We start from the raw sequence: 12,957 nt of genomic DNA, 5'->3' as shown, positions 1-12,957 counted from the left end.
AGAATTAAAATGTAAACAGCTATTTTGTTTATAATTTGATAGTTTTAAGCTTTATAGTTACAATAAAAAGCAAAGAGTATTTATAAATTAATTAATGTAGATTATGCTGACTAATAAATCAATTTTAATTACAGGAGGTACCGGTTCTTTGGGTAAAGCTCTTACCCAGCACATACTTTCCAAGTATCCCGATGTAAAACGCCTTGTTATTTTCTCACGCGATGAGCAGAAACAGTTTCAGATGGCGATGGAGTATCCTGCCAATCAATATCCCCAATTACGATTCTTTATCGGAGACGTAAGAGATAAAGACAGATTGACAAGAGCAATGCAAGGTATTGATTATGTAATACACGCTGCCGCTATGAAGCATGTGCCTATTGCTGAATATAATCCTGACGAATGTATTAAAACAAACATTAATGGCGCACAAAATGTTGTAGATGCTTGTTTAGAAACAAGAGTAGAAAGAGTTGTAGCTTTATCTACTGATAAAGCATGCGCGCCTATCAATCTATATGGAGCTACAAAGCTTACATCAGATAAATTATTTGTGGCTGCAAACAACATAAGGGGAAATAACCCTATTCGTTTCTCGGTAGTACGATATGGTAATGTTATGGGGTCTAACGGATCTGTAATACCATTCTTTATAAAAAAGAAAAAAGAAGGAATATTGCCAATAACCGATCTTAACATGACAAGATTTAATATTTCCTTACAGGGAGGTGTAGATATGGTTATGCACGCCCTTGAACATGCATGGGGAGGTGAAATTTTTGTACCAAAAATACCATCTTACAGGATAACTGATGTTGCGACAGCAATAGGACCTTCATGTGAACAAGTTGTTGTGGGTATAAGACCGGGTGAAAAAGTACATGAAGAAATGATTACACCTTCAGATTCTTTTTATACTTATGATCTTGGTAAATATTATACCATACTTCCCGCTACACATAAATGGAAGCTCGATGATTTTATCAACACTTTCAATGCAAAACTTGTTGAACAAGGCTTTGCTTACAACTCAGGAGATAATGATGAATGGGAAACTGTTGAGAGCCTGAGAGAACTAATTAAGGAACACGTAGATTCAACATTTGAAGTATAATGCAACAAAATCCTATACCATACGGCAGGCAAAACATTACCGATGAAGATATTGCAACGGTAATAGAAACATTAAAGTCAGATTATTTGACTCAAGGGCCTAAAATTAAAGAGTTTGAAGATGCTTTTGCAGATTATGTAGGCGCAAAATATGCTGTGGCACTTGCCAATGGTACTGCTGCATTGCACCTGTGTGCTATGGCTCTTAACGTGCAGGAAGGAGATAAAGTAATAACTACCCCAATAACCTTTGCAGCATCTGCAAACTGCATACGTTATTGCGGAGGCGAAGTAGTTTTCTCTGATATAGATCCTGATACATACCTTTTGGATTTTGAAAAGGTAAAACAGTTAGTTGAATCTTCTCCCAAAGGAACATATAAAGGAATTATTCCCGTAGATTTTGCAGGAAGAGCAGTAAATCTTGAAAAATTCAGAGCTTTGGCAGATGAATATGGTATGTGGATTATTGAAGATGCCTGCCATGCACCCGGAGGTTATTTTATAGACTCGGCTAACAAAGAGCAGCTTTGCGGAAATGGTAATTATGCCAATCTTGCTATCTTTTCTTTCCATCCTGTTAAGCACATAGCATCCGGTGAAGGAGGGATGATAACAACTAATGATGAGGAGTTATATAAAAAATTAATGGTATTAAGAACTCATGGTATAACCAGAGATACAGATGCATTTAAAAACTCGGCAAATTTTGCTGCGGGTGCCGAAAACCAGGAAAATTATCCTGCATGGTACATGGAGATGCAGGTGCTGGGATATAATTACCGCTTAACAGATATTCAGGCAGCATTAGGATTAAGCCAAATGAAAAGAGCTGATGAAGGCGTGGAAAGAAGACGAAAAATTGCCGCACGTTATTATGACGCATTTAGAGATATGCCTTTTATAAAAGGACAATCAGAATCTATTGAGGGGCACGCTTATCATTTGTATATAATAGAAACTGAAAACAGGATAGGACTATATAATTTTTTGAGAGAAAACAAAATTTTTGCGCAAGTACATTATATTCCGTGCCATCTTATGCCATACTATCAAAGTCAAGGGTGGAAAGAAAATGATATGCCAAAAGCAGAAGAATATTATAAAAACTGTCTTAGTTTACCTATGTATCCTACACTTACAGATGAAGAGCAGGAATACGTAATAAATAAAGTAAAAGCATTTTATGGACTATAGTTCTAAGCTTGGTTTAGGTACCGTTCAGTTTGGGATTAATTACGGAATTAGCAATAATGAGGGTATAACTCCTGAAGAAGAGATAAGAAATATACTATCCTATGCTTGGTCTGCCGGTGTTAATACTATTGATACCGCCTCTGCATATGGTATAAGCGAAGAGGTTTTGGGCAGGAACATAAAAAATAATTTCCGCATAGTTACCAAATTTTCATTATCAGAATCAAGTTTGAATATTAAAGATGAGTTTGAACGGTCTTTACAGAGACTGAATGTTGATAGAATATATGGTTTTTTAGCGCATCGACCATTAAATGTTACAGATAACCCAAGTATATGGGATAATCTTAAACAAATGAAGAGTGAAGGGCTTATTGAAAAAATAGGATTTTCATTTAATACAACCGAAGAGGCTGAAACTGTAATGAAAGCGGGTTTATGGCCTGATTTAGTACAAGTTCCTTTTAATTATCTTGACAACAGGTTTGTTAAAATAATGCAGGAGTTGAAAAGCAGAGGATGCGAAGTACATGTACGTTCAGCTTTCCTGCAAGGTCTCTTTTTTAGCGATATAAATAATCTTGATCCTTATTTTAATGATATTATTCCACTCCTCAATCAGCTTAAAGAGTATAAAGATAAAGGTGTTTTAGCCGGAATGTTATTAAAATATTGTCTGGAAAAAGATTTTATTGATAAAGTAATTATAGGTGTAAATACACTACAGCAATTAAAGGATAATTTAGAAAGTTTAAATGTAGCCGAAACACTGCCAAATTTAAACTACAACATTACACAAGAAATATTGATACCATCTAACTGGCCAAAAAAGAAAGTATGATGAATATGTTTGACTTAACGGACAAAATAGCAATAGTTACAGGAGGTTACGGACATCTGGGCTCTGCAATGGTTGAGGGACTTTTAAACCAAAATGCCAAAGTAATTGTAGCAGGAAGGAATAAAGATAAGTTTGATGAAAAATTTAAGCATATTGAAGATAAAACCTCGCTTTTTTTCAGAGATATTGATATAATGAATGCTGAATCTATAAATACATTTTTTAAAAATGTTAATGCAGATTTTGGTAAAATAGATGTTTTAGTTAACAATGCACATTCAGCCAAAGGTAAAGGGCAGGAAGATATGGCTGATGATGATTGGGCATATACAATGGATGGCGTATTAGGCTCGATACACAAATGTATAAAAGCCGTGATACCCTATATGAAAAAACAAAACAGTGGTAAAATTATCAATGTTTCGTCTATGTACGGAGTAGTTAGCCCTGATTTTAGATTATATGAAGGAGATAACTGCGAGCCTTACATTAACCCACCGCATTATGGCGCAGCTAAGGCAGGCATAATACAGCTTACTAAATATTTTGCAGCTTATTTAGGTAAGCATAATATACAAGTTAATGCAGTAACGCCGGGTCCTTTTCCAAAAGAAGGCATACAACAAGAGAATGAAATTTTCGTTGAGCGTTTAAAAAGTAAAAATCCGCTTCATAAAATTGGGAAACCCGAAGATTTAATGGGTGTTACCGTCCTGCTGTCTTCTCGAGGTTCTGATTTTATTACAGGACAAAATATTATTGTTGATGGCGGATGGACAATTTGGTAATATAACTATGGGTATAGGAGCTATAATACAAGTGCGATATGATTCTTCCCGACTACCGGGCAAGGCTTTATTGGAGCTTCCCTATATGTCGGGCAAATCGGTTTTGGCAAACATAGTGGAGAGACTTCAACAAATAAAAGATTTAAAAATAATTATCGCCACAAGCATTGAAAGTAGCGATGACCCTATTGCCGATGAGGCCGAAAAATTAGGAGTACCTTTATTTAGAGGCAGTAAAGATGATGTATTGCTACGTTTTTCTGAAGCTGCAAAAGCACATGATTTGCATACAGTAGTGCGCATTACAGGTGATAACCCTATAATTTTTAAAGAGATTATAGAAAAAAATATACAATATCATATTAACGGAGAGTATGATTATACCCGAAATATCAATATGCCATACGGGACAAGTTTTGAAATTGTTTCGGCGGCAGCCTTGGAAAAAATACTCCAAAACAGCAATAATATTGATGACAGGGAGCATGTTACACTATATATTAAGCGTAATAGTGAGATGTTTAAGATTGCGGAGCAAAATCATTTTCCCGATACCGAATTTCCTGATGTAAGGCTTACGGTTGATTATCCCAGCGATTATGCTGCGCTTAATATTATAATGACCTATTTAGATAATCTTGAAGATTATAACCCGGAAACTGTTTTCAAGTTTTTAGCTCAAAATTCATGGATTAAACGAATTAATAACAGTAACATGCAAAAAAAACAATTCAATAATCTATATGATGAGTTAAATTATGCTATTGTACTTGCAGAACAACTCGATTTAAAATATTTAAAATTGGAGCTAGAAACTATAAAGGCAAGAAATATAAAATATTAAGTATATAGTACAAAGGTAGTTCGTTTACTAAACTTTAAGAAAAACATGGAAAAAGACAAAAAAGCAATACTGATTGTAGGTGCAGGTTTAGGACAAGTTCCGGCAATAAAATATGCTAATGATAATAACATAGAAACTTTTGTAGTAGACAAGAATCCAAATGCTATGGGAGCTAAAATGGCAAATCATTTTTATGAAATTGATATTATAGATAAAAATGCAGTGCTTGAAATAGCTAAAAAACATGCTGTAAATGGTATTATGACAATGCAAAGTGATATTGCTGTTCCAACAGTTGGTTATGTTAATGATGTACTTGGGCTTAATGGCATATCGCTTGAGGTTGCTAATTTTTGTAGTAATAAAACAGAAACCCGAAAACGTTTAGCTGTAAAAAATTGCGCCCAACCAAATTTCAGGATTGTTACAACCCTAGAAGAAGCAAAAAAAGCAGTAGCAGAAATAGGATTGCCATGTGTAGTAAAATCACCGGATAGTTCCGGCAGTAGAGGAGTTACAAAAATTTCATCAGAATCTGAAACCGAAGCTGCATATAATGAAGCATTAAAATATACACGTTTATCTGAAATATTGGTTGAAGAATATATCGAAGGATTAGAATTCGGAGCACAAACATTTTCTGTTAAGGGTGTATGTACTACTGTTTTATTACACAACGATACGATGTCTCAACCTCCATATATGATTCCCGTCGGACACTCTTTCCCTTTTATGCATTTGTCTGATGATGAAAAAAAACAAGCTGTCAAAGATATTAAAGAGGCAGTAGAAGCATTAGGTATAAACGAGGGGCCGGCAAATGTAGACCTCATATTAGATAAAAAATCTAACAGTGTAAAAGTCATCGAAATTGGAGCACGAATAGGTGCAACTTGCCTTCCTGAGCTGGTAGAGTATCATACCGGTATTAACTGGGTAGGAGCCGCTGTACACAATTGTATGGGTGAGGATTACAGTTTAACACCTGTAAAAAATCAGGCGGTTGCGGCGTTAATACTCGAGTCTCCCGCAGATGGTCTATTTAAAAAATGCGATAACCAACCGGAGGAAAACCCTAATCTTGTAGAGTTTGAATTAACAGTGATGGAAGGAGAAGCTGTAAACAAGCTTCGTAAGGGTACGGACAGGATAGGAAAAATAGTTACTCTGGGTAAAACAGTTGAAGAAGCTGAGGCTTATGCACAACAATTGAAAGATAATTTGAAATTTATTATTGATGAGCAATAATATTCTTTTTATAACCAAAGGTGATTCTCAAACAGGTTTTGGGCATATATCCCGGTCGCTTTTAATAGCCGATGAATTTAAAAGTCTAGGTTATTCCTCAATTTTTCTGGTTTCTGAATCGTGTACCTTTATACCGGTAATAGAACAAAGAGGTTATAAAGCAGAGGTTGTAAAAAGTTTTAATGAAAGTATAAATAAAAAAGAACTATCATCATTTATTACCAGTAACAGCATAAGCGTTGTAATTATAGATACAATAGAGGAAGATTATTTAACACTATCCCCATTAAAACAACAGCTTAGTAATGATGTATTGTTGGTTACCATAACCTTATTCTTGTTCAGCTTGGATAAACGTTATGAGGATATTAGTTTTTTTCCTGATTTTACAGAAAATACTGAAGCAGAATATTTATCAGAATACGGCAAAGTTAAGTTATATAGCGGAAAAAACTACCTTACTATTAGACCCGAGTTTGCATTAGAATATGATGTTAAGGAAATAGATAAGAAGGATGTATTGATAACAATGGGTGGTACTGATCCTGAGGGTTTCACATTAAAAGCACTCAATGCACTTAAAGACTCCGGGTATAGTATTACCGTTTTATTATCTGCCTCGTCAAATACATACGATAAAGTAAAAGAAGTAGAAGATAAAAATGCCAACGTGTCTGTTATTACTTTTAGTAATAGTATTGCCGAAATAATGTATTCTCATAAAGTGTTGTTAATTAATGGTGGTCTTACAAGATATGAAGCCTGTGCACTTGGTGTTCCCTTCATAGCTATTTCTATACATCAAGTACAATATGATATCACTGAAAAAGTTACAAGTACAGGTGCAGGTATAAATTTAGGAATAGGCACACAACTTAGTACCTCTGATATTCGGAGTGCGGTTACTGCTCTAATTCAGAATCCTGATAAAAGAAAGCAGATTAGTAGTACTATGAAAAAAATCATTGATACAACTGGCAGTAAAAACATTGTACAAACAATATTAAATTATAACAAGAATGCTTAAACTAACAAAAGGAAGACGATTATGGATGAAATGGCGTATGCTATTTATACCTGACGGACCTTTTGGTGACAGAGCCAGAGGGAAACTGTATGAGCCGTATCTTAAAAAATTTGGTAAAAACTTTAAAGTAGGAAGCCAAGCTTACATTTTTAATCCAAACGGTTTAGAAGTAGGTGATAATGTTTATATAGGGTTTAATTCCTATCTGGGGCAAGGAGAAATTGAGCTTAAAGATGAAGTTTTAATTGGTAACTTTGTTTCTATTACAGCATCTAATCATCTTATGAAAGATGGAAGTTTTAGGTTTGGAGGTTACAAAGCTGAAAAAATTACTGTGGGCAAAGGGACATGGCTAGGTGCACAAAGTTCTATCATGGCAGGCGTAACTATAGGTAGCTCATGTTTAGTTGCTAGCGGAGCGATAGTTACAAAATCTTTTGAGGATGATTGTGTTATTGGCGGTGTGCCGGCAACCAAAATAAGTACAATTGAAAAATTTAAAGAAAAATATGGGATATAAAACATTTATTATAGCAGAATTGTCTGCCAATCATAATAATAATTTTGATATAGCGGTAAAAACTATAGAGGCAATGGCCAAAGCAGGGGCAGATGCAGTTAAAGTTCAAACATATACTGCAGATTCATTAACACTTGATGTTGATAATGAGCATTTTGGTCCCAGAAAAGAAGGCTTGTGGAAAGGTAAGCGCCCCTACGAAATATTTAAAGAAGGAAGTATGCCATATGAATGGCAACCAAAACTTAAAAAAATTACTGAAGAGCTTGGATTAAAATTTTTCAGTTCTCCTTTTGATAGGCATGGAGTTGACTTTTTGGAGGGTATGGATGTCGAATTATATAAAATAGCTTCTTTCGAGATTACCGACATTCCTCTAATAGACTATGTTGCTTCCAAAAAGAAACCTATGATAATTTCAACCGGTGTTGCAGAACTTTCTGATATTGAGCTGGCTGTAGCAACATGCCGTAAAAATGGTGTTGATGATATAACACTGCTTAAATGCACGTCAGAATATCCTGCTACTGTGGCAGCAGCTAACCTGGCAACAATTTCTAATTTAAGGGAAACTTTTAATGTAAAGGTAGGAGTATCTGATCATACAATGGGTAGTACCGTACCGGTTGTTGCAGTTGCACTCGGTGCTACAGTAGTAGAAAAACATTTTATTTTAGATCGTTCTCTTGGAGGACCTGATTCGGCATTTTCGATGGAACCCCATGAATTTGCAGCAATGGTAAATGCTGTAAGAGAAGCAGAAGTTGCTGTAGGAAATGTAACATATTCCATTTCTGATAAAGATAAAACCCGCAGGAGGTCTATATATGTATCTAAAGACATAAAAAAAGGAGATATTTTGTCAGAAGAAAATATAAAATGTGTGAGGCCGGGATTTGGCCTTCATCCAAAAAACTTTAATACTGTAATAGGAAAAAAAGTTAATGAAGATATTGAAAAAGGAACTCCGCTTTCCTGGAGTCTGATAAATTAATTGATGAGAAAAAAGATTAAGAATGTATTAGGGCAGCCTGTAGTAAAACGAATGGCTGTATATGTGCTGACAGATGGTCTCAGCAAGGCAGTGCCCTTTTTAATAATGCCAGTAATAGCACTGTATCTTTCTCCTTCAGAGTTTGGTGTAGCAAGTAATTATCTTGTTTTTACCCAAATGATAGGTGCTTTTATAGGTATGAATACCAATTCTTATTTTTCGGTAGATTATTACAGGACAGATACTACACAAAAACCGATATTGTTATCAAACCTAATTTTTGTTAACGTCTTTTTCGCTCTTATAACTTTTATATTAGTAGCAATATTTACTAATTATTTGGAAGAGTTTTTTGCAATCGCATTAATGTGGCAGCTTTTAGGATGCCTTATGATGTTATTTTCTTCTATTACAGATATGTTTGTTGTCTATCTAAGGATGGAAGAAAAACTAAGGCTCTATAGTCGTTATCAGATTTTGAGATCTTTATCATCGGCAGGATTTAGCCTTCTGTTTGTAGTGGTCTTTTTAATGTCATGGCAGGGGCGTGTATATGCCTTGCTTGTAACGAATCTACTCGTCTTTATATTAGCAGTAGTGAGTTTTCATAAAAGAGGTATGTTAACATTAACAATAGATAAAGTCAGAATTAAAGATTCTTTAAAGTTTGGGCTTCCATTAATGCCTCATAAGCTTTCTACTTGGATAAGGAGTGGTTTTGACAGGATAATGATTACCACAAAAGTAGGGATACAGGATACAGGATTATACTCTTTCGGGGCAAATATTTCGAACGCGGTATCACTATTTACAACCTCATTTTTTGGGGCTTACACCCCATATGTTTATAAAGAGCTAAAAGCAGCAGAAGATTCAGAGGGAGAAGAGCATAAAATTAAAAGAGGGATTATAAAAAAATCCTATATGTCAGCAATAGGCTTTGCAGTATTACTTATAATAGCCGATATTGTGCTTACTGTATTTGTAAAGCTTTTTTTTAATGATACCTACCAGAGTTCCATAATTTACTTTCCGTTTTTTTTTATTGCAATGTTTTTTAATTTTGTTTACAATTTAGTGTCAATGTTTGTTTTTTATAGCAAAAACACCAAATATCTAGGCATTATTACCATTGCAGTTGGTATTATACAGGGAGCATTAACCATACCTTTAATAAATAAATTTGGCACTATAGGGGCATCATTTTCATTGATAGTTGGGAGTCTGTTAAAAGCCATTACAGTGGCTTATTATAGCCAAAAAGTTTATCCTATGCCATGGCTTTTTAATTTTAAAAAGAAATAGTTAAAAAAATGAAGAATATCCTATTTTATTACAGTTGGCAAACTAAACCCGTTCATTTTGGTATAGTGATAGAAAAACTACACTCTATAATTGACGAGATGAAAGGCAAGGAAGGCAAAATATACTTTATGAGTTGTGACGGTCCTTTAAAGCCCTGTTATACTAATAGGTATGCTGATCCTGCGGTATGCTCTATATGTCGATTTAATAATGATATTGGACTGAAGCCTTTTGGAGATAAAATCGAAACAATAAAACTTTCAGAATTTACAAATAAACGTGATTATCCTGTATATGATTATACTAGTGTTGAAGACATAAAAAAAATTAAATATAAAGATGTAAATATTGGTTATGGCGCTTTATCTTCATATATTTCCTTTACAAGAAATCTAGAGCCGGTAATGGATGAAGATTTTAGAAAATATTTTGATAGTATTTTAAATTCTCAGGTAAACCTTACCGAGGCACTATTGGAAATTATAGAAAATAAAAAAATTACCAATACTTATTTTTTTAATGGCAGGACTGCTGATACAAGACCATTATATGATATAAGCAAATCGAGAGATATTCCCTTTATTTCGCTTGAGATGATTCGGAAGAAAAAAGATGAATTTTATATAAATGAATTTATTAATTGCTTGCCTCACGATATAGATTTTCACACACAACGAATGAACAGAGTTTGGGATGAATCGCAAGAGAGTGTTGAAGAAAAAGTTAAAATAGGGAGTGCCTTTTTTGAAAACAGAAGAAACGGTATATTAGTGCGTGATAAGCGTGTATATACAGCCGGTCAGCAGCAAGGGCTACTTCCTGCTAACTGGGACATCAACAAAAAAAACATTGCTATTTTTGTTTCATCCGAGGATGAGTTTGCAGCTATAGGAGATATATTTGAAAAATTGGCTGTATTTAAAACTCAGGAAACAGGAATTATAAATATTCTTGAACATTTTGCAGATAATAACCAAATGCATTTCTATGTAAGACTTCATCCTAACCTCGTTAACATCACATATTCATACCACACAAGGCTTTTAGAGCTCGAACAAAAGTTCTCTAACCTCACGTTAATACTTGCAGACTCTAAAGTAAGTACTTATGCAGTAATAGATGCATCAAACACTGTTATAGCATTCGGCTCCACTACAGGGGTAGAGGCATGCTATTGGGGTAAACCGGTAATATTACTGGCAGGTTCTCTCTACTACCATCAAAATGTGGCATACAAACCCAAAGCACCTGACGAACTATATATCCTTCTTATGCAGGATTTAGAGCCAAAACCAAAAGTAGAAGCTGCCAAATATGGCTATTATCTTATGAGTTACAGTAAATATACAAGAAAGAATAAGTTTAGTCCTGTACCACTGAAAGCGTTAGGAAAGGATATTGGTTTAGGGCATCATCATCTTAAAATATTTGGAAGCAAAATTTTATACAGAATTACTGAGCGATCATTACAAATTATAGGCAATAAATTTTTCTCAAAAAAAATAACTATTCCCAAAAAGGGAATTTAAAAAACTATTATTATGTCCAAAATATTAGACTGTACACTTAGAGATGGAGGATATTATACTAACTGGGATTTTAGTTCTGATATTGTACAAAAGTACTTTCATTCCTTCAATAACCTTCCGGTAGAATATTTAGAAATTGGCTACCGTTCAAAACCTATGAACAAATATTTGGGTGAGTATTTTTATTGTCCGGATTATGTACTGGATAGTATAAAAAAAATATCAGATAAAAAATTGGTTATTATTCTTGACGAGAAAGATGTTTTAAAGGAAGATGCAGTTTCTTTACTCGAACCATGTAAAGGCATAGTAACTATGGTTAGGATGGCTATAGACCCTCAAAACTTTAAAAGAGCTCTTGGTTTAGCCCAAGAAGTTAAAAAAATGGGATTTGAAGTTGGGTTTAATGTTATGTACATGTCTTCATGGAAAGAAAACAAAGATTTTCTTGATTTAATAGGTGAGGTTACAGGTATTGCCGATATATTTTATATGGTAGACTCTTATGGAGGAGTTTTTCCAGAAGATGTTAAGTCTATTTACAACCTTGTAAAAGAAAAAACAACTGTGCCCATAGGTTTTCATGGTCATAATAACCTAGAAATGGGACTTATAAACACATTGACTGCAATAGAGTGCGGAGCCGAGATGGTAGATGCAACGGTTACAGGAATGGGCAGGGGAGCAGGTAACCTTAAAACAGAATTACTTTTAACAGCTCTTAATGCTCGTGATGGTCTTGAAGTTGATTTTAACAGTCTTAGCCAAGTAACAGATGCTTTTGAAGAACTTCAGATGGAGTACGGATGGGGTACTAACTTGCCTTATATGGTATCAGGGGCAAACTCGCTACCGCAAAAAGACGTTATGGAGTGGGTTAGCAAACGTTATTATTCTTTCAACAGTATTATACGTGCTCTTCATAACCAAAAAGAAAATGTGAAAGATAACGAGAGTTTACCTTTATTTAAAACCGAAAAGAAATTTTCAAAAGCTTTAATTATTGGTGGCGGACCTTCAACAATAAATCATAAAAAAGCTTTAAGGTCTTTTATAGAAAAGACAGACGATATGTGCGTTATTTTTGCAAGCTCTAAAAATGCAGGTGTTTTTGCAGATATAGAGAAAGAACAGTATTATAGCCTTGTAGGTAATGAAGGATTGCGCTTATCGGCGGTTTTTGATAAAATTGAAAATTTTAGCGGAAAATGTATTTTACCTCCTTATCCTAGAAAAATGGGAACTTTTATTCCTGAAAAGGTAAGAAATACCAGTTATGAGCTTGAAAGTGTAACATTTACAGATGTTGTTAATGACTCTCATACTGTATTAGCTTTACAAACAGCTATAGAGCTTGGAGTTAAAGAAATTTATGTAACAGGATATGACGGGTATAGTAACGCTAAAATAGGTACTAAAGAACAAGAGTTATTTGTAGAAAACGAAGCATTATTTAAGGATATTGCAACATTTGGTATTAGCCCTGTTTCACTGACACCAACTCGTTATAAAGGGCTTAAAGCCAATTCGGTATATGCACATATAATATAA

The 12,957-nt window shown here is 34.4% G+C and carries 12 protein-coding genes; all 12 read left to right on the top strand.

Annotated features, from left to right (window positions below; translation table 11 throughout):
• Positions 1-103 precede the first annotated feature (103 nt).
• The 12 genes from pseB to E0W68_RS00645 are packed head-to-tail and all read left to right on the top strand — an operon-like array spanning position 104 to position 12,957.
• Positions 104-1,114, top strand: coding sequence for a UDP-N-acetylglucosamine 4,6-dehydratase (inverting) (gene pseB, locus E0W68_RS00700; protein WP_135217489.1), 1,011 nt, complete (start codon positions 104-106; stop codon positions 1,112-1,114).
• Positions 1,114-2,310, top strand: a complete 1,197-nt coding sequence (gene pseC, locus E0W68_RS00695) for a UDP-4-amino-4,6-dideoxy-N-acetyl-beta-L-altrosamine transaminase (RefSeq protein WP_135217488.1) — start codon at positions 1,114-1,116, stop codon at positions 2,308-2,310. Before pseB ends, pseC begins: the two co-directional genes overlap by 1 nt.
• Entirely contained in the window at positions 2,300-3,151 is an 852-nt protein-coding gene (locus tag E0W68_RS00690) for an aldo/keto reductase (RefSeq protein WP_135217487.1), read from the top strand. The genes pseC and E0W68_RS00690 overlap by 11 nt, the downstream gene beginning before the upstream one ends.
• A complete protein-coding gene (locus E0W68_RS00685; protein WP_205435308.1) occupies positions 3,148-3,939 on the top strand; it encodes an SDR family oxidoreductase in 792 nt (263 codons plus the stop codon). The genes E0W68_RS00690 and E0W68_RS00685 overlap by 4 nt, the downstream gene beginning before the upstream one ends.
• Positions 3,917-4,783 carry a cytidylyltransferase domain-containing protein gene (locus E0W68_RS00680; RefSeq protein WP_135217486.1) on the top strand — a complete coding sequence of 289 codons (867 nt, stop codon included), beginning with the start codon at positions 3,917-3,919 and terminating at the stop codon, positions 4,781-4,783. Before E0W68_RS00685 ends, E0W68_RS00680 begins: the two co-directional genes overlap by 23 nt.
• A 45-nt stretch (positions 4,784-4,828) precedes the next feature.
• Entirely contained in the window at positions 4,829-6,031 is a 1,203-nt protein-coding gene (locus tag E0W68_RS00675) for an ATP-grasp domain-containing protein (RefSeq protein ID WP_135217485.1), read from the top strand.
• Entirely contained in the window at positions 6,021-7,058 is a 1,038-nt protein-coding gene (locus E0W68_RS00670) for a hypothetical protein (RefSeq protein WP_135217484.1), read from the top strand. Before E0W68_RS00675 ends, E0W68_RS00670 begins: the two co-directional genes overlap by 11 nt.
• Entirely contained in the window at positions 7,051-7,578 is a 528-nt protein-coding gene (locus tag E0W68_RS00665) for an acyltransferase (RefSeq protein ID WP_135217483.1), read from the top strand. Before E0W68_RS00670 ends, E0W68_RS00665 begins: the two co-directional genes overlap by 8 nt.
• Positions 7,547-8,572, top strand: coding sequence for a pseudaminic acid synthase (gene pseI, locus E0W68_RS00660; protein WP_225990314.1), 1,026 nt, complete (start codon positions 7,547-7,549; stop codon positions 8,570-8,572). Before E0W68_RS00665 ends, pseI begins: the two co-directional genes overlap by 32 nt.
• Positions 8,573-8,575: 3 nt before the next feature.
• Complete coding sequence (locus tag E0W68_RS00655; RefSeq protein WP_135217482.1) at positions 8,576-9,877, top strand: lipopolysaccharide biosynthesis protein; 1,302 nt, start codon at positions 8,576-8,578, stop codon at positions 9,875-9,877.
• Positions 9,878-9,885: 8 nt separating this feature from the next.
• Positions 9,886-11,406 carry a capsular polysaccharide export protein, LipB/KpsS family gene (locus tag E0W68_RS00650; protein WP_135217481.1) on the top strand — a complete coding sequence of 507 codons (1,521 nt, stop codon included), beginning with the start codon at positions 9,886-9,888 and terminating at the stop codon, positions 11,404-11,406.
• 12 nt (positions 11,407-11,418) lie between these two features.
• A complete protein-coding gene (locus E0W68_RS00645; RefSeq protein ID WP_192824550.1) occupies positions 11,419-12,957 on the top strand; it encodes an aldolase catalytic domain-containing protein in 1,539 nt (512 codons plus the stop codon).

Origin of the sequence: Flavobacterium salilacus subsp. salilacus (genome assembly GCF_004634195.1) — a bacterium.
GTDB classification, from domain to species: domain Bacteria; phylum Bacteroidota; class Bacteroidia; order Flavobacteriales; family Flavobacteriaceae; genus Flavobacterium; species Flavobacterium salilacus.
This window is presented reverse-complemented; position numbering and strand designations above follow the sequence as displayed.